22 protein-coding genes are annotated in these 23434 nt (G+C 65.5%); 17 read left to right on the top strand and 5 right to left on the bottom strand.

Features of this window, described 5'->3' with window-relative positions; all coding sequences use genetic code 11:
- Positions 1–92: 92 nt before the first annotated feature.
- From QM685_RS14220 to QM685_RS14210, 3 genes are read right to left on the bottom strand one after another with little or no spacing between them, the layout of a single operon-like run.
- The gene (locus QM685_RS14220; protein ID WP_415116910.1) at positions 93–1076 is read right to left on the bottom strand and encodes a TauD/TfdA family dioxygenase; all 984 of its coding nucleotides are present in this window, start codon (positions 1074–1076) and stop codon (positions 93–95) included.
- Positions 1064–1906 (bottom strand): thioesterase II family protein, encoded by an 843-nt coding sequence (locus QM685_RS14215; RefSeq protein ID WP_415116908.1) that lies wholly within the window; start codon positions 1904–1906, stop codon positions 1064–1066. Before QM685_RS14215 ends, QM685_RS14220 begins: the two co-directional genes overlap by 13 nt.
- Positions 1907–1909: 3 nt before the next feature.
- Complete coding sequence (locus tag QM685_RS14210) at positions 1910–2155, bottom strand: MbtH family protein (RefSeq protein WP_415116906.1); 246 nt, start codon at positions 2153–2155, stop codon at positions 1910–1912.
- Positions 2156–2318: 163 nt separating this feature from the next.
- Between QM685_RS14210 and QM685_RS14205 the strand changes: the two genes are divergently transcribed.
- From QM685_RS14205 to QM685_RS14185, 5 genes are all read left to right on the top strand, one after another.
- On the top strand, positions 2319–2537 hold the full coding sequence (locus QM685_RS14205) for a hypothetical protein (RefSeq protein ID WP_415116904.1): 219 nt from the start codon (positions 2319–2321) through the stop codon (positions 2535–2537).
- Positions 2534–3172, top strand: coding sequence for a nitroreductase (locus tag QM685_RS14200; RefSeq protein WP_415116902.1), 639 nt, complete (start codon positions 2534–2536; stop codon positions 3170–3172). Before QM685_RS14205 ends, QM685_RS14200 begins: the two co-directional genes overlap by 4 nt.
- 298 nt (positions 3173–3470) lie before the next feature.
- Positions 3471–4658: an efflux RND transporter periplasmic adaptor subunit gene (locus QM685_RS14195; protein WP_415116900.1), complete on the top strand. Its 1188-nt coding sequence runs from the start codon at positions 3471–3473 to the stop codon at positions 4656–4658.
- On the top strand, positions 4655–6682 hold the full coding sequence (locus QM685_RS14190) for a MacB family efflux pump subunit (RefSeq protein WP_415116898.1): 2028 nt from the start codon (positions 4655–4657) through the stop codon (positions 6680–6682). Before QM685_RS14195 ends, QM685_RS14190 begins: the two co-directional genes overlap by 4 nt.
- 4 nt (positions 6683–6686) lie before the next feature.
- The gene (locus QM685_RS14185) at positions 6687–8084 is read left to right on the top strand and encodes an efflux transporter outer membrane subunit (RefSeq protein WP_415116896.1); all 1398 of its coding nucleotides are present in this window, start codon (positions 6687–6689) and stop codon (positions 8082–8084) included.
- A gap of 53 nt (positions 8085–8137) precedes the next feature.
- Here the strand turns inward: QM685_RS14185 and QM685_RS14180 are convergent, their stop codons facing one another.
- Entirely contained in the window at positions 8138–8629 is a 492-nt protein-coding gene (locus tag QM685_RS14180) for a MarR family winged helix-turn-helix transcriptional regulator (protein WP_415116894.1), read from the bottom strand.
- Positions 8630–8675: 46 nt separating this feature from the next.
- Here QM685_RS14180 and QM685_RS14175 point away from each other — a divergent pair, with 46 nt between their 5' ends.
- Both QM685_RS14175 and QM685_RS14170 read left to right on the top strand, forming a co-directional pair.
- A complete protein-coding gene (locus tag QM685_RS14175) occupies positions 8676–10190 on the top strand; it encodes an FAD-dependent oxidoreductase (protein WP_415116892.1) in 1515 nt (504 codons plus the stop codon).
- Entirely contained in the window at positions 10153–10593 is a 441-nt protein-coding gene (locus tag QM685_RS14170) for a hypothetical protein (protein WP_415116890.1), read from the top strand. The genes QM685_RS14175 and QM685_RS14170 overlap by 38 nt, the downstream gene beginning before the upstream one ends.
- Before the next feature lie 70 nt (positions 10594–10663).
- Here the strand turns inward: QM685_RS14170 and QM685_RS14165 are convergent, their stop codons facing one another.
- Complete coding sequence (locus QM685_RS14165; protein WP_415116888.1) at positions 10664–11569, bottom strand: IclR family transcriptional regulator; 906 nt, start codon at positions 11567–11569, stop codon at positions 10664–10666.
- A 171-nt stretch (positions 11570–11740) separates the two neighbouring features.
- Between QM685_RS14165 and QM685_RS14160 the strand changes: the two genes are divergently transcribed.
- The 10 genes from QM685_RS14160 (at position 11741) to proC (ending at position 23431) form a co-directional block, all read left to right on the top strand.
- Positions 11741–13348: an AMP-binding protein gene (locus tag QM685_RS14160; RefSeq protein ID WP_415116886.1), complete on the top strand. Its 1608-nt coding sequence runs from the start codon at positions 11741–11743 to the stop codon at positions 13346–13348.
- Positions 13341–14120: an enoyl-CoA hydratase/isomerase family protein gene (locus tag QM685_RS14155; protein ID WP_415116884.1), complete on the top strand. Its 780-nt coding sequence runs from the start codon at positions 13341–13343 to the stop codon at positions 14118–14120. The genes QM685_RS14160 and QM685_RS14155 overlap by 8 nt, the downstream gene beginning before the upstream one ends.
- A 56-nt stretch (positions 14121–14176) precedes the next feature.
- Complete coding sequence (locus QM685_RS14150) at positions 14177–15241, top strand: ABC transporter substrate-binding protein (protein ID WP_415116882.1); 1065 nt, start codon at positions 14177–14179, stop codon at positions 15239–15241.
- A gap of 184 nt (positions 15242–15425) precedes the next feature.
- Positions 15426–16187: an enoyl-CoA hydratase/isomerase family protein gene (locus QM685_RS14145; protein ID WP_415116880.1), complete on the top strand. Its 762-nt coding sequence runs from the start codon at positions 15426–15428 to the stop codon at positions 16185–16187.
- Positions 16188–16228: 41 nt separating this feature from the next.
- Positions 16229–17299: an ABC transporter substrate-binding protein gene (locus QM685_RS14140; RefSeq protein ID WP_415116878.1), complete on the top strand. Its 1071-nt coding sequence runs from the start codon at positions 16229–16231 to the stop codon at positions 17297–17299.
- Positions 17300–17309: 10 nt separating this feature from the next.
- Positions 17310–18365 (top strand): ABC transporter ATP-binding protein, encoded by a 1056-nt coding sequence (locus QM685_RS14135; protein WP_415116876.1) that lies wholly within the window; start codon positions 17310–17312, stop codon positions 18363–18365.
- A gap of 22 nt (positions 18366–18387) precedes the next feature.
- A complete protein-coding gene (locus tag QM685_RS14130; protein WP_415117021.1) occupies positions 18388–20169 on the top strand; it encodes an ABC transporter permease subunit in 1782 nt (593 codons plus the stop codon).
- 26 nt (positions 20170–20195) lie between these two features.
- Positions 20196–21737 (top strand): AMP-binding protein, encoded by a 1542-nt coding sequence (locus tag QM685_RS14125; protein ID WP_415116874.1) that lies wholly within the window; start codon positions 20196–20198, stop codon positions 21735–21737.
- Entirely contained in the window at positions 21734–22588 is an 855-nt protein-coding gene (locus QM685_RS14120; protein ID WP_415116872.1) for an IclR family transcriptional regulator, read from the top strand. Before QM685_RS14125 ends, QM685_RS14120 begins: the two co-directional genes overlap by 4 nt.
- 30 nt (positions 22589–22618) lie before the next feature.
- Positions 22619–23431 carry a pyrroline-5-carboxylate reductase gene (gene proC, locus QM685_RS14115; RefSeq protein WP_415116870.1) on the top strand — a complete coding sequence of 271 codons (813 nt, stop codon included), beginning with the start codon at positions 22619–22621 and terminating at the stop codon, positions 23429–23431.
- The last annotated feature ends 3 nt before the right edge of the window (positions 23432–23434 follow it).

Raw genomic sequence — 23434 nt, 5'->3', positions numbered from 1 at the left:
GTTATCGCGGGTTGTTGCCGCTGGTTCGTCTGCGGGTTGGCCGGCCCGCGCGGGCCGCGGGCGCCGGCGGGTCTCCCCCGGTGTCCGGGTGTTCAGGCGCTCATCGCGACCAGCACGCGGCGCTTGCCGGAAAACGGCGCGCGGCCATGCGACATCAGCAGGTTGTCGAGCACCAGCGCATCCGCCGGCTGCCACGGGAAAGACAGCATCGTGTCGCGATAGACCGCGCGGATTTCGTCCAGCAGCGCCGCGTCGATCGGCGTGCCGTCGCCGAAAAAGGTATTGCGCGGCAGCCGGTCCTCGTCGACCACTTCCAGCAACGCTTCCCGCACCGCCGCCGGCAGATTCGACACATGAAACAGGTGCGCCTGATTGAACCAGACCGTTTCGCCGGTCACCGGGTGACGCAGTTCGGACTGGCAGACCTGGCGCGTGCGCAATGCGTCACCGTCGTCGAGCCATTCGTAACCGATCTGGTTCGCGCGGCAGTACTGTTCGACTTCGCCGCGGTCGTCGGTGCCGAACACCTGTTCCCACGGCAGATCGAGGCCGTTGCCGTAGTTGCGCACGTACATCACGCCGTGCTCGGCGAAACGCCTGCGCAACGCCGGATCCAGCCGCTCGTAGACGAGCCGGCTATCGGCGACCGGCGTCGCGCCGCCCTGTTCGGCGGCGACATCGCAATAGAACCAGATCGAGCCGGGCCACTTGAGCGTGTACGACTGCTCGTTGTGCTGGTCGATCCACTGATCGGCCGGGTATTCGGTCGACGAATACACATCCTTTTCGATCCGGCTGCGCGGTGTCGAACCGAATTCGTAGCTGAGCAGCGGTTTGCCGAAGCTCGTCGCAAATGCATTGAAGTCCGCCGCGGCGAGCGGCGAGAAACCGCGCAGCAGCGCGCCGCCGAACTGCTGTTTCGCGGACTCGAGCCGCTCGCGCAGGCGTTCGGAATGCGCGCACGCCGCGGGCGCGGCATCGCCGTCCGCCGGGCTTATCACCAGCACGCGCGTGCCGTTCTGTTCGAGCACGCGCTCGGTGAGCGCCGCGTCGAGGTTGCTGATCACTGGATCCATGCTTCACCTTCCGGCAGCCGCGCCGATGCCTCTTGGGGCGGCTGCGCGAGCGCCTTCGTCAGGGAATCGACGATGCACGCCAGCACCGGAGCCGGCGCGCCGTCGAGATAGAAATGACCGCCGTCGAAACGGTGCCGCGCGAAGGCGCCGAGCGTCTGGCTGCGCCAGCGCACGACATCTTCGGCACGCGCGGTGGCGGGATCGTCGCGGCCGGTCAATACGGCAAGCGGACAGTCGAGCGGTTCACGCGTCGCCGCGGCGGCGCTTGTTCCGCTTCCGCCGCGCGCGCCGAACTGAAGCGAATACGTGCCGCACAGATGGAAATCGGCGCGCAGCGTGGGCATCAGAAAGCCGATCAGATCCCTGTCGGCGAGCAACTGTTCGGGGGTGCCGCCGAGCGCGCGCAGTTTGTCGATCATCTGATCGAGCGTGCAATCGAGCCAGTGCGTCTCGCGGATCCGGCAGTCCGGCGCAACGGACGCGGAAGCCCCGAACCACACCGCCGAGCCCATGCCGCGAGCGCGCAATGCATGCAGCAGCTCGAGTCCGACCAGCGCGCCCATGCTGTGCCCGAACACCGCGAACGGCAGCGCCGGATTGCGCCGCGCGCGCCATTCGTCGCACACGTCATCGATCAGCGCCGGCCATTGCGTAGGCGCGGGCAGCGCGCGACGCGCGCCGTGTCCCGGCAACTCGAGCGGCACGACCTGCACGCCGGTCGGCACGAGCTGCGACCAGCGGCGATACAGCATCGACGTGCCGCCCGCATGGGCCAGACAGAACAGTTGCAACGGCGGCGGTGAACCGGCGGCGACGACGGAGCCCATCATCGGTCAGGCCGCCGGCTCTGCCTGTCCGTGGGCGCTACCGGCGGCATCGGCGGCCATCGCCTTGCGCAGGCTCAGCGGACGCATGTCGGTCCAGACCTCGTCGATATAGGCGAGACATTCCGCCTTCTTGCCCGACTTGCCCACCTGCCGCCAGCCGGCGGGAATCGCCTTGTAATCCGGCCAGATCGAGTACTGCTCCTCGTCGTTGATGACCACGTGGAAATTCGTGTCTTCGTCGCCCCAGCTCATGAATGCTCCAATGGAACCGCGGCCGGCCGGCCGCCGTTGATGAATGACGCAAACAAGACTCACTCCTATCGCCACCGTCATCGAGACCGGTCAACCGCCCGTGACGGCGACGCTGGATCGGACGCCCGTCATTGTCGACGCGCGTCGATCTCATGTGCCATGAATGAGAATCATTGTTGTTTGGAAGCGCTACTCTGAGCGCTGCCTCCTGCTTTGTCAAGCACCCTGCTGGCGCGAACAAGCGCTGCAAAACGGCCTGAAATCCATATGCGGCGCGCCTTTCCGGCGATCGTTCGGGGTTGTCGGCGAATGCGAATCATTTGCATTTACCAGAGAAATCCGCCATCATGCGACGCTCAACCGCTATCTCAAAACGACATGAATTCGCCGATCCCGAACGCTGCTCTCACCGCTGAAGCCTCCGACCGCGCGCAAGTCGTGCTCGATTCGTTACTGTCGCGCCAGTCGCATTGGCCGCTCACCGAACCCGGTCCGGACGATGCGGAACTCGCGAAGATTTTCGATGCCGCGTTGCGCGCGCCCGATCACGCCCGTTTGCGGCCGTGGCGTTTCGTGCTGGTACGCGGCGACGCGCGCGGCGCGCTCGGCGACGTGCTGGTCGATCTGGCCTGCGCGAGAGCGCCCGACGAGCCGCGTTCGGCTCATGCGCACCGGCGGCAGAAGGCGTTTGCCGCGCCGGTGGTGATTGCGTTGGGCGCGGCGATCGATCCCGCGTCGCACGTGCCGGAGATCGAGCAACTGATGTCGATGGGCGCGGCGACGATGAATCTGCTGAACGCGATTCATGCGCTCGGCTACGGCGGTTTCTGGGCCACCGGCGACGATACCTACGAACCCGCGATGCATGCGGCCCTCGGCTTCGGACCGTCCGAGCGTCTGTTGGGCTTTCTGTTCATCGGCACGCCGCAGCGCGAGTCCACCCGCCCCACGCCGCGTCCGGACCGCGCGGACTTCGTTCGCGAATGGACCGCGCCTGCCGGCGCCAAGGCCGGTTGAAGCGACGCGCGGCATCGAACCCGCGCCGTTATGCGCATCAGGTAGCGGACACACTGGCGAAACGTGGGAACGATGCGAAAAAACCGCGTGTCCCGTCGCCTGTCATCGCAGCAATCCGGAAATAACGTTACGATCCTGCGCGGCGCGTGCACGATGCGCAGGCATCGCGATCTCGTGCAGCAGAACCTGATCGCGGAAAACGGAACAGCGGCACCCTACCCAGAACAAGGCCGCGCGGCGCGCGCCCGCCGGCGACAATCGTCGGCGGACGCGCCGCGCCGGCCGCCGAACCGCTTCGATGAGACAACCCTACACATTCCCCGCACGAACCGTCGGCTTTGCCGTTGTCGCGCTGCTGGTCCTGTTCGTCCTGTGGGCCGTGCTGTTCAGGACCGTCGAGCACGTCGAGACTGTCGCGATCGCGCGCGGCGATATCGAGGCCAGCGTCACCGCATTGGGCACGCTGCAACCGCACAGCTACGTCGACCTCGGCGCGCAAGCCTCCGGCGAGATCCGCAAAATTCACATTCAGGCCGGCGACAAGGTGCGCAAAGGCCAGTTGCTCGTCGAAATCGATCCGAGCGTGCAGCAGGCGAAGGTCGACGTGGACCGCTCGTCGCTCGACAGTCTGCGCGCGCAACTGGCCGGCGCATTGGCACAGCGCGACTTCGCGCGCGAGCAGTTGCAACGCCAGAAGCGCATGACGGCGGAAGGCTCGACGCGCGCCCAGGACCTGCAGGAGGCGGACGCCACGCTGCGCGGCGCCGAAGCCACCATCGCGAGTCTGCGCGCGCAGATCGACGGCGCGCAGTCCACGCTGCAAGGCGACGAGGCGCAGCTCGGCTACACGCGCATCTATGCGCCGATGTCGGGCACCGTGGTCACGCTCGATGCCCGCGAAGGCCAGACGCTGAACGCGACGTATCAAACGCCGATCATCATGCGCATCGCCGATCTGTCGACGATGACCGTCTGGACCCAGGTGTCCGAAGCCGACGTGCTGCGCGTGAAAACCGGCATGCCGGTCTACTTCACGACGCTCGGCAGCGAGGACCGGCGCTGGACCAGCCGCGTCACGCAGATCCTGCCCGCGCCGCCGAATCCGGCCCCCGTCGGAGAATCCGCGCAGGGTGCCGCGCAAAGCGGCGCGCCCGCGGCCAGCAAGGTCGTGCTGTACACGGCGCTGTTCGACGTCGCGAACACCGACGCGCAGTTGATGCCGCAAATGAGCGCGCAGGTTTTTTTCGTCGTCGCGCACGCGCGCGACGTGCTGACCGCGCCGCTCGCGGCGATGACGCCGGTGCCGGGCGACGCCGGCAGCTATCTGGCGCGCGTACTGGTCGACGGCAGGATCAGTGAACGGCGCGTGCGCATCGGTGTGCACGACAGACTGCACGCGCAGGTGCTGGCCGGGCTCCGGCAGGGCGACCTGCTCGTCACCGGGATCCGGCGCAGCCGCGCCATCGACGGGCGCTTCCAGTGGTGAGCACGATTCCGCACCAGCATCGGCACCAGCAGCGGTCCTCGCCCGCGGGCGCGCCGCTGATCGAGTTGCGCGACATCCGCCGCTCGTACGGCGGCGCGTCGAAGGACGGCGACGGCTCGAGCGCGCCGGCGGTCGACGTGCTGCGCGGCGTGACGCTGAAAATCGACGCGGGCGAGTTCGTCGCGATCGTCGGTGCGTCCGGCTCCGGCAAGTCGACGCTGATGCACATACTCGGCTGTCTCGACCGGCCGTCGGCGGGCGCCTATTTTTTCGCCGGCAAGGACGTCGCGCAATGCAACGCCGACGAGCTTGCATGGCTGCGTCGCGAGGCATTCGGTTTCGTGTTTCAGGGCTATCACCTGATCGCAACCGAAACCGCGCGCGAGAACGTCGAAGTCCCCGCGATCTATGCGGGCACCGACAGCCGCGCCCGCGCGACGCGCGCCACCGCGTTGCTGACGCGGCTCGGACTCGGCGAGCGGCTCGATCACCGGCCCTCGCAACTGTCGGGCGGACAGCAGCAGCGCGTGTCGATTGCGCGGGCGCTGATGAACGGCGGCCACATTCTGCTCGCCGACGAACCCACCGGCGCGCTCGATTCGCGCAGCGGCGCGGAGGTGATGACGCTGCTCGAAGAGTTGGCCGAAGCGGGACACACGGTGATCCTGATCACCCACGACCGGGACGTCGCCGCGCGCGCGCACCGGATCATCGAGATTCGGGACGGCCGGATCGTCGGCGATTCGGCGAGCGGCGCACAGGCGCGCCGCGCACCGGCCTCGCTCGACGGTCACGCGTTCATGGCGGCGATGGCCGACCGCGTCGCGCATACCGCATCGTTCGTCGCCGACGGCCGGGAAGCGTTGCGCGCCGCGTGGCGCGTGCTGCTGATCAATCGCTTTCGCACGCTGCTGACGCTGCTGGGCGTGATCATCGGCGTCGCGTCGGTCATCGTGATGATGGCGATCGGCAAAGGCTCGGAACAGGAAGTCATCGCGAAGATGGCGAGCTTCGGCACCAACCGCATGTACGTGACGCCCGGCGGAGACAACGTTCGCGGCCCCGGCGGAACGTTGACGATGGCCGACGTCGAGCGCGTGCGCGACGTGCCGAACGTCAGCGCCGCGATGCCGTTCCTGCAGGGACAGGTGACGCTGCGCCACGGCAACGCCGACGTCCAGACGAGCCTGTGGGCGGTCGGGCCGGAAGCGTCGCGCGTGCTGAACTGGAAGCCGGTGCGCGGCGTATTCTTCGACGCCGCCGACGAGCGGCATCTCGCCGCCGTCGCGCTGCTCGGCAAGCGGGTACGCGAAAAGCTGTTCGGCGCGGCCGATCCGGTCGGCCGGTACGTGCTGGTCAACAGCGTGCCGCTTCTCGTGATCGGCGAACTCGAGGAAAAAGGCGCGACTTCGGGCGATGCCGACGACGACGACGTGATCCTCGTGCCCTTTTCGACCGGCAGCCATCGCGTGCTCGGCACGACGAACCTGTCGTGGATCTCGGTGCTGATCGACCGGCTCGACCTGGCCGATCAGACCGCGCGGCAGATCGGCGCCAGCCTGGAGGCCGCGCATCGCGTGCGCGACTTCCAGATCTACAACCGCGCGGCATCGATCAAGACGCAAACCGAAACGCAGGACATGCTGGCGCTGATGCTCGGCCTGATCGCCGCGATTTCGCTCGTGGTCGGCGGCATCGGCGTGATGAACATCATGCTGATGACGGTCAGGGAACGCACGCGCGAGATCGGCATTCGCATCGCCACCGGCGCGCGCCAGCGCGACATCCTGCGCCAGTTCCTGACCGAAGCGACGCTCGTGTCGGGCATCGGCGGCGCCACCGGCGTGCTGTGCGGCCTGCTGATCGGCGCGGTGCTGATCGCAGCGGGCGTGCCGACGATCTTCTCGCTGCGCGCGATCGTGGCCGCCTTCGGATGCGCGCTGCTGACCGGTCTCGTGTTCGGCTTCATGCCGGCGCGCACGGCGGCGAAGCTGGACCCGGTCGTGGCACTGACAAGCGAGTGAGCACTTGAACAGACGATTTTCCGTCACGCTGCTTCTGGCGCTCACGGGTTGCATCAGCGCCCCGCCGCCGCCCGATGCCGGCATCGCGCCGCCGGCGACCTATCGCTACGCGACGGACGGCGCACCCGGCGACGCCGTGACCGACGACTGGTGGCGCCGCTTCGGCAGCGACGAACTCGACCGGCTGATCGCGCGCGCCGCCACCGGCAACTACGACGTCGCCGCCGCGCTTGCCCGCGTGCGCGAGGCGCGCGCGAATGCGCGCATCGCGGGCGCCGCGCTGTACCCGAGCGTCGACGGATTCGTCGACGCCAGCCGCCAGGCCGGATTCTCGGTCAACGACAATCTGCCGAGCGGCAATGCGTTCTCATTCGGCGTGAGCGCAAGCTACGAACTCGACCTGTGGGGACGCAATCGCGCGCTGCGGGACTCCGCGCTCGCGAGCGCACACGCTTCCGAATTCGATCGCGCAACCGTCACGATCATGGTTACCGCGGAAGTCGCGAACACATGGCTGCAAACCGTCGCGCTGCGCGAGCGCGAGCAGATTGCCGGTGCCAATCTGCAGACCGCGCAACGTCTGCTCGGCGTTGTCGAGTCCCAGTTGCAAGCGGGTTTCGCGACCCCGATCGACGCCGCCCGGCAACGCACCGTGGTGGCGGCGCAGCAGCGCGAGGTCGCGCAACTCCGGCAACAGGCGAACGACAGCGAGGCCGCGTTGGCGATCCTGCTCGGCGTACCCGCGTCGCGCTTTACGATCGACACGCGTTCGCTCGCCAACGTGCAGGCGCCGCCAATCGACGCGGGCCTGCCGTCGTCGCTCATCACGCGCCGGCCCGACGTGGCCGGCAACGAGGCCCGGCTCGCGGCGGTTCACGCGGACGTGGCGGCTGCCCGCGCGGCGATGCTGCCGTCGGTGACGCTGACCGCTTATGCCGGCACGGGAAGTGACCGGGCCGTGCGCATTTTCGACAATCCGCTTTACAGCCTCGCCGCCGGATTGACGGCGCCCATCTTCAACGCGGGCTCGCTCGCGGCGAGTCGCGATCTGGCCGTGGCGCAGCAGGAAGAAATGCTCGCCGCCTATCGGCAATCGATCGTCGCCGCGTTTACGGATGTCGAGCGCGCGCTCAACGCGAGCGCCGGTGTCGACGCACAAACCGTCGCCCTCGACAGTGAACTGCTCGCGGCACGCCGCACCCTGCAACTCGCCGAGAGCCGCTATCGCGCCGGCGCGGCAACGTCTCTCGACGTGCTCGATGCACAACGCACGCTGTATGCGGTCGAAGACGAACAGGTGCAGCTCCGTCTGGCGCGGCTGCAGGCAGCGGTTTCGCTTTATCGCGCGCTGGGAGGCGGCTGGCGCAACACTGGATCGACGTCATTGCGCGTCGATCATTGAATTTCGCTCGACTGCGGCTCATCGGATCGGCACCGTTTGCCGAGTTGGCCGAATCAGATTCCGGCTCCGGAAGTCCCGGCCTCGATGTCCTCAGCGAACTTCCGCAGCAGACGCACGAGTTCGTCGATTTCCTTCTGCTCCCAGCGGCTCAGTAACGCCCGGCCGAGCCGGTCGCGCGCGGCATCCACCGCCTCCGTCATCGCCTTGCCCTTGGGCGTAACGACGGCTTGCCGCACACGGCCATCCTCGACACCGGCTCGCCGCTCGACCAGCCCGTGGCTCTCGAGTTTCGCAACCTGACGGCTGACCGTGGTGTGATCGCGCCCGACCCTTCCGGCAAGATCGACGACGCCGATCGGGCCCAGCCGCTCGATCAGCACCAGTAGCGGGAACAACGCGCGATCGAGGGAAATGCCCGCTTCCCGCACCATCCTCTCGTCCAGTTCGGGGCGATTCATCACGCTGACGATGCTGATCAACGCGAGATGCAACTCGCGGATCCGCCTGGAAATATGTGTATCTTGCACGTTTTTTCTGGAAGGCATAGTATCGCTCCTATCGCGTGCATATTACACATAGTTGAGGCGAGTGATGGCTAAAAAACCAGTGGTGGACGTATTGATCTGCGGCGCGGGCGCCGCCGGCCTGACCCTCGCCATCGAGCTGGCGCGGCACGGCGTGTCCTTTCGCCTGCTGGACAAGCTGGACAAACCATTCCAGGGCTCGCGCGGCAAGGGCATTCAGCCACGCACCCTGGAAATCTTCGAAGATCTCGACATCATCGACCGCGTAGTCGCGGCGGGGGGCCTCTATCCGCCGCAGCGCGAATATCGCGACGACGGCAGCTACCTCGAATCACAGATCGTGGAACACGGCTCACCCACGTCGGCTGAACCTTACCGTCAGCCGCTCCTCGTCCCCCAGTTTCTCACCGAGTCGATCATGCGCGAACGTCTCGCCGAACTCGGCCATCGGGCGGAGTACGGATGCGAGCTGACCGGCATCGAGCAGGACAAGGACGGTGTAGCGGCGCATATTGCCGCCCGGCACGGCGAGCAGGTCATTCACGCGCGCTATCTGATCGGCGCGGACGGCGGCCGCAGCTTTGTGCGCTCGACCCTCGGCATCGGCTTTCCGGGTAAGACACTGGGCGTGCGCGCGCTGGTGGCCGACGTCGTCCTGAGTGGGCTGGAACGCGACGCCTGGCATCGATTCAACAAGGATTCGATGGCGCGGCAGCTTTCGCTATGTCCGCTTGCGGGAACGGAACTGTTCCAGATACAGGCCCCGGTTCCGCTCGAAGGCGATGTCGATCTCCGCGCCGCGGGTCTTGCCGCCATGGTGGCGCAGCGCGCCGGGCGCGACGATATCCGGGTCCAGTCAGTGTCCTGGGCATCCGTCTACACCATGAATGCGCGTCTTGCCGATCGTTATCGGGACGGCCGCGTGTTTCTCGCCGGAGACGCCGCGCATATTCATCCGCCGACGGGCGGACAGGGACTCAACACCAGCATCCAGGACGCGTACAACCTCGGCTGGAAGCTGGCGGCAGCAATCGCCGGTGCGCCCGATGCGATCCTCGATAGCTATGAGGAAGAACGCAGACCGGTCGCGGCCGGCATGCTCGGTCTTTCCACCCAACTTCTCGACGCCATGAAACGCGGGGAGCTTCGGCGCGGCCGTGAAGTTCAACAGCTCGACCTTTGCTACCCCGAGTCCCCGCTTGCCATGGAGTGCCCTGAACGCTCCACCGGCTTGCGCGCGGGCGACCGTGCACCCGATGCTCCGATCCGTCGCGCAAGCGGCCATTCAGCGCGCGTTTTCGAGTTGTTCAAAGGTACTCACTGGACTCTTATCGGCTACGGTGTCGACCGTGCGCTCGTGGCGCCCCGAGCAGGGCTGCGCATTCATCGCTTCGGCACGCATGGTGATCTCATCGACGACAGAGGCCACTTCCGTGACGCCTACGCGCTCGAGCCCGGTACCTGGACGCTCGTGCGCCCGGACGGCTATATCGGTGCGATTGTCGCGGCTGACCAGATAACGTCGCTGGAGAATTACTTTCGCATTGGCGGCCTGGACGCGAATAACGGCGAGTGTTCCTGAGCGCTCCCCGCTCGTTCGAAGGCATGAAGCGGATATCCGGAGATTTCTCGAAAGCGAAAGCACCACGTACCGCGCGATGGTCCGCGCATCTGCGCTCCAGGGCCGGACGGATCCCCGAGAACATTCCGCCCGGCTCTCACCGCGACGCATCCCGCGCCATACTCCCCTGGGCCACCAGAAACTGAAGCATAGGTGTCGACGATCGAGGCGCCGCGACAACGAGCAACGCACGCGTTTTCTGCTGGTATGGGCCGATTCCGCGAGCGAGCACGCGGAACTCGCGAGCAGCCGCTCGTTTCGCACGATCCGCGCGGCCATCGCCGAAGGCATGACGCGCTTCGGCATGCTGCCGGTGCGCTGCAAGCTGACCGTGCCGAATGCGGCGGAGCAAACGTCCAATTGAGAATGTGCCGCGTCGCTCCCGGTGTCCGCTTGCCGGCACGCCGGCTCCCGACCACCGCGGTACAAAACGCCTAATTTGCCGAGGCGGCTCGCGCCGCGGCCAGTACCAACGGCACCAGTTCCTCGCGAGCGGCATCGGCGGTAAACCGCGAACTCAAAGTCGATAGATTGATTGCGGCGATCGGCTGTCCGGCGTAATCGAAAACCGGCGCGGAAATAGAAAGACTACCTTCGTCAAGACTCTTTTCGGTCAACGAATATCCGCATCGTCGCACTTCGTCGAGCCTCGCCAGAATTGCATTAGCGCTCTTCTTGCCGAAACGCGCGCGCGCCGCCGCAGGCAGCCGCTCGAACATTTCGAGCAGTTCGCTTTCCTCGCGTCTGCACAGAAGCACTTGTCCCGACGACGAAGGCAATGCGACGAACCGGCTCCCGACCGAAAGCGTAATGGACGCGAGATGCACACTCGGCACGTTACCGATGACCACGATCTCGTCGCCATCGAGTTCGACCCACGAAATCGTTTCGCGCGTGTCTTTCGCAAGTTGCGACAGCAGATGATAACTGCGCTCGAGCGCGGTATTTGCGCCGATTACGCCGTGCACGAAGCGGAATATTTTCGCGGAAAGCGAATAGAGCTTCGAGGCGGGGTCGCGTTTGAGGTAGCCCAGGCTGTGCAGCGTATAGACGAAACGCTGCGTGGCGCTGCGCCCCAAGCCGCTGCGCGTGGCGATGTCCGAAATCGACAATTGCGGGCTCGTCTGGTCGAACGTCTCCATCACACGCATGGCCTTGGCGACGGAGGCCACGTACAGGCGCTCGTCGAGTTCGGCTTCGCCTAACACTGTTTCACTCAAGATCTCGCTCCCCTTGATTTGCCTGCCGCGCGCCGGCGCTGTGATTCGCCACGGCAGCTTCGACGTCGCGAGTATAGAGCACCGCCTTACGGTCGGAACATTGCCGGCCGCCCGTTTCATCCACGCGGGTATACACCGACTTCTCGCTGTTTTTAGTCGCGACTAGGATAGTTGCTGAAATTGCTATGCAATTTAGAAAATTACATAGCAATTATATCAGATCCGATGCCATGCGGATGCGTGCATCGGGGGTTTCTTTCTCTGCCAGGGCGTCCCCCGCCTTCCAACCTCATGACTGACTCTTCTATCGACCCTTGCACGCATGTCGGAATCGACCCGGTTCCCGACGAAACCATCGCCGCCGTTCTCGCGCGCCGTGCGCAAGCGGAACCCGACGCCGTCTATTGCCGCTTCAACGACACGGTCGTGACGATCGGCGACCTGAAGCGGCGCGTCGACGCACTGGCGGACCTGCTCCACGCGCGCGGTCTGCGCCACGGCGATCGCGTCGGGCTGATGCTGCCGAGCCATCCGGATCACCTGGTCGCGATTTTTGCGCTTGCCCAGTTGGGGCTCGTAAGGGTTCCGGTCAACGTGCATCTGAAGGGGGCGTCGCTCTCGTATCTGTTCGAACATCTCGCCCCCCGTGCATTGCTCGCCGATCGCGCTTATTCGGAAACGCTCGCACCGGAACTCGGCAAAGTGGAGCAGGTGTTGTGGCGCGAAGACGCGTTCGCGGAACACGGCGCCGCGCCGAGCCGCGATACCGGCGGCAACGCGGTGGACCCCGACGACATCCTGGCGCTGACGCCCAGTTCGGGGACGACCGGGGCACCGAAAGGCGTGCTGAAATCGGACCGCACGTTGCGAGCGGGCGCCATGGCGATCCTGCGCCTGACCGATGCGCGACCCGGCGACACCTTCCTGCTCTGGGAGTCGCTGCATCACGGTGCCGGCGTGGCGGTCGCAATCTCCGCATTGCTCGGCGGCACGCGGCTCGCGATGGTCGAGCGGTTCAGCGCGTCGCATTTCTGGGACGACGCCCGGCGCCACGGCGTCACCCACATCCACTATCTCGGCAGCGTGTTGCCGATGCTGCTGAATCAGCCGCCGCGAGCACTCGATCGCGAGCACGGCGTGCGTGTCGCGTGGGGCGGCGGCTGTGCGCCCGAGATCTGGCAGACCTTCTCGCAGCGCTTCGGTGTACAGATGCGCGAAGGCTACGGGCTTTCCGAACTCATCACCTTCGTCACGGTGAATCCCGATGGTCCCGCCGGCTCGATCGGCAAGCCGCTTGCCTACTACGACGTCGTCCTTGCCGATGGCGAAGGCCAGCCGGTGGCCGTGGGCGAAGTGGGCGAGATCACGGTGCGCGCGCGGGTTCCCGGGTTGGGTTTTCTCGGCTACTTCCGCAATCCCGAGGCAGAAAAGTCGGCGTGGCGCGGCGAGTGGTTCAGGACCGGCGATCTGGCACGCCGCGACGCCGACGGATACCTGTACTTCGCCGGCCGAAGCAAGGATATGGTGCGCCGTCGCGGCATCAACATTGCCGCGTGGGAGGTCGAGCGCGTCGTCGCGGATCACCCCGCGATCGAAGAGTCGGCGCTCGTCGGCGTGCCGAGCGCGCTGGGTGAGGAGGAACTCAAGCTGTTCGTGCGACTGCGCGCCGGCCACACACTGGCGCCACTCGATCTGATCCGCTGGTGCGAATCGCGCATGCCGCATTTTCAGATACCGCGCTACGTCAGCTTCATCGACGAGTTTCCCAGGACACCCACCCAGCGGATCCGCAAGAACGAGCTCACGCGCCAACTGGATGGCGTGTGGGACCTGGAGTCCTCGGGCTATACGGTCGCGAAGGCACAGCCGCAGGCGGCCAACGGAGGGCGACATGCATGAGCTGATCGTCGAAGACCTGCGCCCCGGCGTAGCACTCGTGCAAATCAACCGGCCCGAAAAGCGCAACGCCTGCAATCAGGCCACCTGGCAGGCCATCTCGGATGCATTCGACGCACTGGCGCGGCGCCCTGAAATACGCGCCGCGATCATCAGCGGAACGGGCGAACACTTCTGTGCCGGCGACGACATCGTCGCCTACAACGCCGCGAAAGCCGATCCGGCAGCCGCGCAGCGTCACCGCGATTCGATCGTCGCGGCATTCGACGCGCTCCTGCGCACGCCGTTTCCAGTGCTCGCGGCCATGCGCGGAGCGTGTGTAGGCGGCGCGGTCAGCCTCGCTATGTGCTGTGATTTCCGCATCGCGCACGATTCCGCGCGCGTGTGCATCCCGGTCGCGAAGCTGAGCCTCATCTATCCGACCGCGCACATCCAGCGTCTCGTGCATCTGGTGGGCGCGTCGGTGGCGCGCCGCTGGCTCTACACCGGCGAGTTCGTCGAAGCGAAGAGCGCGACCCGCGCGGGCTTCTTCGACGCGTTGACCGATACGGACGTGCTCGAAGCGGCGCTCGATTTTGCGCAGCCGATGCTCGACAAGGCGCCGCTCTCACTGCGAGGCAGCAAGATGCAGATCAACGCGATATGTACCGACACCCTCGTCGATGCGGCTCCGGCAATCAGTCAGCAGATCTCGGACATCGAGGAATCCGAGGATTACAAAGCGGCCGTCACGGCATTCCGCACCAAGACGGCCCCGCGATTCGTCGGGCGTTGAGCGCGCCGATCGGCAGATCCACCACGTCGCAGTATCCGTCCTCCAGGAGGGTGAACATGAGTGGCACCTGTAATACGCAGCGCAGAGCAGTCCTCAAGTCGATCGGCGGTCTCGTTGCGGCAGGCGCGCTGGCGCCCGCCGCGCGTGCCCAGACCGGCAGGCACATCATCGTGACCGACCCCGGCGGCCCCTACGGCCCGGCCTATCGCAAGGCATTCTATGACCCGTTCGAGCACGCGACGGGCATCCGCGTGATCAGCACCGCTCGCGAGTCGCAGCCCCTCGCGCAGTTCTCGGCGATGGTGCAGACGCGTAATTTCATCTGGGACGTCACCACGCTGACGCTGTCGGCGGACGTGCTGCAACTGGAGCAGCAAGGCTTTCTCGAACCGATCGGCCTCGATGCCGCCCAACTGCCGGGCATGATCCCCGAGGCCGTGCGGCCGGACTGGCTGGGGGTGAACGTCTATGGCACCGTGCTCGCGTACCGCAAGGATCGCTACGGCGCGAACGGGCCGCGGAGCATGCGCGACATGTGGGACGTGAACCGCTTCCCGGGGCGGCGTGCCTTGCGCAGAAACGCGGTCGACTCTCTCGAGCAGGCCCTGATGGCCGACGGCGTGCCGCGCGACAAGCTCTATCCGCTCGATGTCGAGCGGGCCTTCCGCAGCCTGGACAGGATCAAGCCCCATGTCGCGGTGTGGTGGTCCACGGGCGCGCAGGCCACCCAGCTTCTGCAGAGCGGCGAAGCCGACCAGATCATCACGTGGAGTTCGCGCGCGCAGTCGGCGATCGAAAGCGGCGCCCCCGTCGTGATCGTCTGGAATGACGGCACCTACGCGATCGAAGGCTGGGGCATCCCCAAGGGGACGCCGCGCGCCGAAGACGCCAAGGCGTTCGTGCGCTTCTGCGCGGATCCGGCGCGACAGGCCATTCTCGCCAACACGGTGGCGGCGGGGCCGACCAACAGCAAGGCGTTCGACTTCATTCAACCGGCCCGCGCGGCGTTGCTGCCCACCGCCCCCGACAACATCCGGCAGGAAGTCAACCTGAACGCGGCGTGGTGGGACAAGAACCGCAAGGCCGTGACCGAGCGCTTCAACACCTGGCTCATCGGCTGAACGCGGCGCTCGCCGCTGCCTTTCACGCACGCCCGTTCGATGCCCGCGACGTTGCAACCCGCGTCAGCCCCGGGTTGCAACGTCGACGCAATATAAGCGTAAACCCCCGTCAATTTGGACTTGCAGCTATTTTTTGGCACGCATATATTTCTATTCACCATCAACTATTGGATAGAGATAACTCATGAGCAACGATGTCCTGCTGTCGAACCACGGCCGCGTCGCGGTCATCACGCTGAATCGCCCCGAACGCCTGAACGCCTGGACCACGGCCATGCGCGAAGAGATCATCGCAGCGCTCGAGCGCTTCGATGCCGACGAGCAGGTCGCGGCGATCGTCATGACGGGCGCGGGCAATCGCGCTTTTTCGGCAGGGCAGGATCTGTCGGAAGCGCACGATTTCGACGGCGAACGGGCCGTCGCCTGGGTGAAGGAATGGGAGCGCTACTACGCGGTGCTGCGCGGCCTCAGCAAGCCGCTGGTCATGGCGCTCAACGGCACGGCGGCGGGCTCGGCGTTTCAGGTGGCGCTGCTCGGTGACATCCGCGTGGGCCATCCGGGCGTCAAGATGGGGCAACCGGAGATCAACGCCGGCATCGCCAGCACGACGGGCCCGTGGATCATGAACTCGATGCTCGGCATGTCGCGCACCATCGAACTCACGCTGACGGGTCGTCTGATGGAGGCGCAGGAGTGCGAGCGCATCGGCCTGATCCATTACCTCGTTTCCGAGGAAGAGGTATTCAGCAAGGCGCTCGAGATCGCCAGCCAGCTCGCGGCAAAGCCGCCCGTCGCGATGCGGCTCGACAAGCAGCGCTTCCGTGAAATGACGGACCCCGGCTTTCGCGACGCAATCGAGTCGGGCATCCGCATCCAGCGCGAGGCCTACGACTCCGGCGAACCCGCGCGGATGATGGAAGAGTTCTTCCGCGCGCGCGCGAAGTAACGCTACATCGTCACCATCAAAAACAGCCGGGAGGCCAAATCATGTCACAACAGTTCAACCCGATGCGCCGCCGCATGCTTCAGGGCGCAGGCATGGCCGGCCTCGCGGCCGTCACCGGCGCGTTGCCCGTGGGCGCGCTTGCGCAGGCCAAACAGATCGTCGTGTCCGATCCGGGCGGCCCGTACACGGTCGCCTATCGCAGTGCGTTCTACGATCCGTTCGAGAAGGCGACGGGCATCAAGGTGGTCAGTGTCGCTCGCGAGTCGCAGCCGGTCGCGCAACTGTCGGCGATGGTGCAGACGCGCAATTATGTGTGGGACGTCACGACGCTCACGCTTTCCGCCGACATTCCGTACCTGCACGCTAAAGGATTTCTGGAGCCGATCGGCCTGAAGGCCAGCGATTATCCGCAGATCATGCCCGAGGCCGTCACGTCGGACTGGCTCGGCGTCGACGTGTACGCGACGGTGCTCGCGTATCGTCAGGACAAGTTCGGCGAGAACGGGCCTAAATCGTGGGCGGACTTCTGGGACGTCAAGCGCTTCCCGGGTCGCCGCAGCCTGCGCCGCAGCCCCATCGACACGCTCGAGCAGGCGTTGCTGGCCGATGGCGTTTCACTGGACAAACTCTATCCGCTCGATATCGACCGCGCCTTTCGCAGTCTGGACAAGATCAAGCCGCACGTGAGCATCTGGTGGACCTCGGGCGCGCAGGCCATGCAAGCGATCCAGAGCGGCGACGTCGACATGATTTCCACCTGGAACGGCCGGGCGCAGGCCGCGCGCGACAGCGGCGCGCCGGTGCGGATCGTGTGGAATCAGGGGCTTTACTCGATCGAGGGCTGGGGCATTCCCAAGGGCACGCCACGCGCGGATATGGCCAAGCAGTTCGTGCGGTTTTGCGCCGACGCTCAACGCCAGTCTATTCTCACCAAAACGCTGGCCTACGGCCCGACCAACCGCGATGCTTTCTCGTCGATCCCCGCGGCGCGCGCCGCGATCCTCCCCACTGCGCCCGACAACCTGCGCAACATGCGCCTGCCGAGCCCGCAATGGTGGGAGGAGAACCGCCAGAAGGTGACGGAGCGTTTCAACACCTGGATTATTTCCTGAGGAGGGTGCGATGAGCTCAAAACTGGAAACAGTGGGCATCGCGAAGCGATACGGCGAAGCCGTCGCCCTTGAGCCGACCGACCTCACGGTGCAAGCGGGAGAATTCCTCACCCTGCTCGGTCCATCGGGTTCGGGCAAGACGACCCTGCTGCAAATGATTTCGGGACTCGTGTCGCCCTCGGAAGGACGCATCGAGATCGACGGGCGCGACGTGACCCACGTCGAACCCGGCAAGCGCGGCATCGGCATGGTGTTCCAGAGCTATGCGCTGTTCCCGCATATGAGCGTGTGGGACAACGTCGCTTATGGTCTGCGCATGCGGCGCAAGTCGCGCGAGCAGACGCGCGAGGCCGTCGACGGCGCGCTTGCGATGGTGCGCATGAGCGAATACGCAAAGCGCTTTCCGAAGGAGCTCTCGGGCGGCCAGCAGCAACGGATCGCGCTGGCGCGCTGCTTCGCGTACCGGCCGTCGGTCATCCTGCTCGACGAACCGCTGGGCGCGCTCGACAAGAAACTGCGCGAGCACATGCAGGCCGAGATTCGACGTCTCCACAAGGAGCTCGGCGCGACGTTCGTGTATGTCACGCACGATCAGGACGAGGCGCTGACGCTCTCCGACCGCATCTGCCTGATGAACCATGCGCGCATCGAACAGGTAGGCACGCCCGTAGACCTCTACGATCGCCCGGCCACCCGCTTCGCGGCGGGCTTCATCGGCCATTCCAATCTGCTCGAAGGCGCGGTGGGCGAAGCGCGCGGTGCCGGCGGCGAGGCGATTCTGCTCGCCGCGGGCGGCCGTGTACCGCTGCCCGAGCCGGCGCAGCCGGGCCTCAAGGGATGTCTGCTCGTGCGTCCGGAAGCGCCGCGTCTCGTCGAGCCGAAACAGGGTTATTTCGACGGCACTGTGTCGGACATCGTTTTCTTCGGCAGCGACACACGCGTGCAGTTGACCCTCAGCGACGGCAGCCAGATCAACGTGCGCTGCGAGCGCAGCCTGAAGCCCCGGCTCGGCGACACCGTGGGGCTGACATGGGACCCGCATCGCACGACGCTGCTGTCCGCATGAAGCAGGAGAACAGATCATGAGAATGACCCTCGCCGAGGCGCAGCCTCCACGTATTGCCGGCCGGGCGCGCCGCGCCGCATGGCTCACGAAGCTGATGCGATTGCTGCCCGTGGCGCCCACGCTGGTTTTCCTGCTGGTGTTTTTCATCGTGCCGGTCGGCAAGATCCTGCAAGGCGGGTTGTTCGACGCGGATGGCGCTTTCGGCTTTGGACAATTCGAGCGGATCGCGCATACGCCCGTGTATGCGAAGGTTCTGTGGATCACGTTTTCGATTTCCTTCATGACCGCGGCGCTTTCGGTGCTGCTCGGCTATCCCGTCGCGTATCTGCTGAGCCGCCTCCCGGCGCGCTCGCGCGAGCGTTGGGTGCTCTGGATCATGTTGCCGTTCTGGACCAGCTACCTGGTGAAGACGTATGCATGGATGCTGCTGCTTTCGAAAACGGGCGTGCTCTCGACGATTGCGCTCGCGCTCGGGCTCGTGCACCAGACCGACGGAATGATGCCGTCGCTGACGGGCGTGCTGATCGGCATGGTTCACGCGATGCTCCCGCTCGCCGTCATGACCATGTTGCCGGTGATGCGCGGTATCGACGACCGCCTTGCGCAGGCGGCCGAAACCCTCGGCGCCGAGCGCGGCATGAGCTTCTTCACGGTGTTCTTCCCTCTCTCCGCGCCGGGCGTGGCGGCAGCGGGCCTGCTCGTGTTCGTTTCGAGTCTCGGCTTCTTTATCGTGCCGGCCCTGCTCGGCACGCCCAAGGAGACGATGATCGCGCAGCTCGTCATTTCGTCCGTGCTCGAACTGTTCGACATGCGCTTCGCGGGCGCTCTGTCCACCGTGCTGCTCGTATGCTCGATCGCCATCTTCCTGGTCTATGACCGCGTGGTGGGCCTTTCCTCACTGACGGGCGAGATACGCGAGCGTCGGCGCGGCGCACGCACGGGCGGCATGAAACTCGCGTTGCTCCAGGCGGCCGGCAGGATCGCGACGCCGCTGGCGCGCCGGCGCTTCACGAGCCAGGCAGCGTCCGCGTCGAGCGGCTTCGGGCCGCTGCGCCTCTACACTTTCGCGGTGCTCGCGGTACTCGTCGCGCCCGTGCTGTCGGTCATCCCTTACGCGTTCACCCGGTCCGACTACATCGCGTTCCCGCCGAAACTCTTCAGCCTGAAATGGTTCGGGACCTTCCTCGAATCGCCGGTCTGGCAAAGCGCGCTGTTCCGTTCCTTCCAGGTCGGCTTCTCGACCGCGTTGCTGTCGCTGCTGCTGGGTTTCGGGGCCACGCTCGCGCTGACCCGCATGACGCAACGCGCCAGCAAGCCACTGTTCGCGCTGCTCGTCGCCCCGCTGATCGTGCCGCGCATCGTGATCGCCGTAGGCCTGCTCTATCTGTTCGCCAGCTTCGGTCTGACCGGCACCAATACCGGACTCGTGATCGGTCATACGGTGCTCGCGATCCCCTACGTGGTCGTCACGCTTGCCGCGGGCTTCAAGCAGTTCGACTGGCGTCTGGACGACGCGGCGAGCGTGATGGGCGCCTCGCCTCTGCGCCGCATCGCGACCATCGTGATGCCGCTGCTGATATCGAGCATCACCGCGGCATTCCTGTTCGCCTTCATCGTGTCGTTCGACGATCTGACGATCGCCATCTTCGTGAGCGGCGGCATCAACACCACATTGCCGAAACAGATGTGGGACGACATCCAGTTGGCCATCACGCCGACGCTTGCCGCCGTTTCGACCACGCTCGTCGTGCTTATCGCCGCGGTAGTACTCGTTTCTTCATGGCTCAAGCGACGCGCGCGCTGAGCAGGACGTCAACAGACTTTTCATCCATGCATCCTTATTCAGAATTTTTTCCCCAGCGTCACACGCTGGATGCCCTCGACTGCGCGCCGCTTCTCGCAGCCGGATTGCGTAACGGGGCGAATCGAACCTTGTTGCACTTCGGCGATCAGGCCGTGACCGGCGCCGAGAGCGCGCAACGTATCGCGCAGATGCAACGGTGGTTCCACCAGCGGCAGCTCGTGCCGGGTGACCGCGTCGCGGTCATGCTCGGCAACAGTGTGGAACATGTCCACCTCATTTACGCGCTGATCGTCAGCGGCCTCGTTTGGGTACCGGTCAATACGAAGTTGCGCCGCGCCGGGCTGGAGTATCTGCTCGACCATGCCAAGCCCAGGCTCTTCGTCTCCGAGCCCGAATTCGACGACGTACTGAGCGACGTCGAATATGGCGATACCGTACGCGTCGAATTGCCCGCGTACTCCGAAGCCGACAGCGCCGCGCGCCTGGAAGAGCCGACCATCGAGCCGCACGCGCCGCTATGCGTGATCTATACGTCGGGTACCACGGGCGCGCCGAAAGGGGTGGTGTTCACCCACCGCATGATGCGCATTGCAAGCGAGGCGGCGCTCACGGTGGCCGACGTGCGCGGCGGAGACCGCCTTCTGCTATGGGAGCCGCTTTGCCATATCGGAGGCGCGCAGATGCTGATGCTGCCGTTTCTCGCCGCGGTGGAATTGCACGTGGTCCCGCGGTTTTCGGCGTCCCGGTTCTGGGAGCAGGTCGCGCAGGCACGCGCCACACAGTTACATTACCTGGGCGGCGTGCTCGATATCCTCATGCAACTCCCGAAGGAGGCACAACCCGAGCAGCACACGCTGCGGGTAGCGTGGGGCGCGGGTGTCAGCGCGACGGCATGGCGCGCGGTGGAATCGCGCCTGAAAGTGCAATTGCGCGAATGCTATGGCATGACCGAGTGTTCGAGCTTCGCGACGGTGAACACGAACGACAAGCCGGGCTCGATCGGCAAGGCGTTGCCCTGGCTGGAGGTGGAACTGCTGGACGAAAACGGCGAGCCCGTGGGCGTCGGCGAACCCGGCGAGATCGTGCTGTCGAGTCGCGTGGAGGGTGCTTTCCTTCCCGGCTATCTGGAGAACGACGCGGCGACCCGCTCGGCCCTGCGCGACGGCAAGCTGCATACGGGCGACAGCGCGCGACGCGACGCGGATGGAGACCTGTTCTTCATTGGCAGGAAGACCGACAGCATGCGCGTGCGGGGTGAAAACGTCTCCGCCTGGGAGATCGAACGCGTTTTCGCCAGTCATCCGGCGGTGAGCGCGAGCGCGGCGATCGGGGTGGCATCGTCGATAGGCGAGCAGGAAATCCTGCTGAACGTACAGTTCAAGGATGCGCCGGTGGAGTGGTCGGTTCTGCACGCGTGGGCGGCCACGCAACTCGCCAGCTTTCAGCTCCCGCGCTACTACCGGGCCGTCGAGCGCTTCGAGTTGACGCCGAGCGAGCGGATCAGGAAACACCTGATTTCGAGGGACCTGAGCGACGCGTGGGACCGGCTGCGGGAAACGACTGCATGAGGCCGGACCGGCTTGCCGGGGCGCCATCCGAAGCGGCTGTCGCCGAGCGGGCCGCTGCGTCGCTCTACGTTCAATCGGTGGAGAAAGCGATGAGGGTGCTGACCGCGTTCGATGGCAGCAAGCGCCAGCTGTCGCTTTCTGAAATTGCCGCAATCACGGGTTTCGACATGAGCGCGACGCAGCGCTTCACGTTCACGCTCGCGGAGCTCGGCTATCTGTTCAAAGATCCGGAGAACCGCAAATACGAGCTTTCGCCCAGGCTGCTCGGCTTTACCTATCACTATCTGACGTCCAATGAGCTGGTCAGTCGGGCAACCCCGTATCTGCAACAACTCAGTTCCGAGACCGAGGAAGCGACCAATCTCACCGTGCTCGACGACACGGACATCGTGTTCGCGTTGCGCGTCGTGAGTCGAGATGCGTTCAATGCCGATGTCATCACGGGCACCAGGCTGCCCGCGTATTGCACGGCGCCGGGGCTCGCCATCCTCGCCACGTTCGACGACGGAGAAATCGATGACGTTCTCGCGCGCTCGAATCTGATCGCGCATACCCACTGCACGGTGTATCAGCCGCACAGGATCAGGGAACGCATCGCGCGGATTCGCAAGCAGGGCTATGCACACGCTGAAGACGAGTACTTCGTCAGCGACATATCAACGGCGGCGGCTATTACCAACACGCACGGACGCGCGGTGGGCGCGGTCAATATCGCCGTCGGCCGGCCGCGGTGGGATGCCGCGCGTGACGAACGCCGGTTTGCTGATCTCGTTATTTCGGCGGCCTCCGCCATTTCGTCGAAGCGCCGCAACGGCGAGTCACGCGCGGCACTTTCGTTGAAGACCGCGTAGATCCAGAGAGAAAGAGAGAGTGAGCTGACAATGAAGATTGCATTTATCGGCGCGGGAAACATGGCCAGTGCGCTCATCGGCGGATTGATCAGCCGTGACATTGCCGCTGAGAATATTGTGGCCATCGATCCCGGCGCGGAGCCACGTATGAGGTGCAGTACGACCTTCGGCATCGAAACGCGCGAAGGTATCGATGCTCGCATCTCGGATAGCGACGTCATTGTCCTTGCAATCAAGCCGCAACAGATGAAGGAGACCTGTACGCTGCTTGCGCCGCTGCTTCGCGATCAGCTCGTCATCAGCGTCGCCGCCGGGGTCCGGGTGCGAGAGATTGCGCGCTGGCTCGGCGGGCACGCACGTGTGATCAGGGCCATGCCCAATACGCCGGCGCTGGTCGGTTTGGGCGCCACGGGCCTATTCGCCACGGTCGAATCCGGCAGCGAGGATCGCGAGCGCGCGACGCTCATTCTCGGCGCCGTGGGCGTCGTGGTGTGGCTCGACGCCGAAGACGATCTCGATGCGGTGACGGCCATTTCCGGTAGCGGCCCCGCCTACGTCTTTTACTTCATCGAAGCGATGCAAGCGGTGGCCGAGGAGTTCGGCTTTTCTCCGGAGAATGCGCGCGCGTTGACGTTGGCGACGTTCAAAGGCGCGGTACAGCTCGCGGATGAATCGTCCGAGGCCGTGGGGGTATTGCGCGAGCGCGTGACCTCGAAGGGAGGCACGACCGCGGCGGCGCTGGCAGCATTCGCGGAAGCAGGCGTCGCGGCCGGCATCAGGCGTGGCGCGCTCGCGGCGAAAGCACGCTCGATACAGCTCGGCGACGAACTGGGCGCCGTTTGACGG

The sequence above is a fragment of the Paraburkholderia sp. genome (assembly GCF_047605525.1).
Taxonomy (GTDB): domain Bacteria; phylum Pseudomonadota; class Gammaproteobacteria; order Burkholderiales; family Burkholderiaceae; genus Paraburkholderia.
The sequence above is the reverse complement of the archived record's forward strand: the minus strand, read 5'-3'. Positions and strand labels throughout refer to the sequence as shown.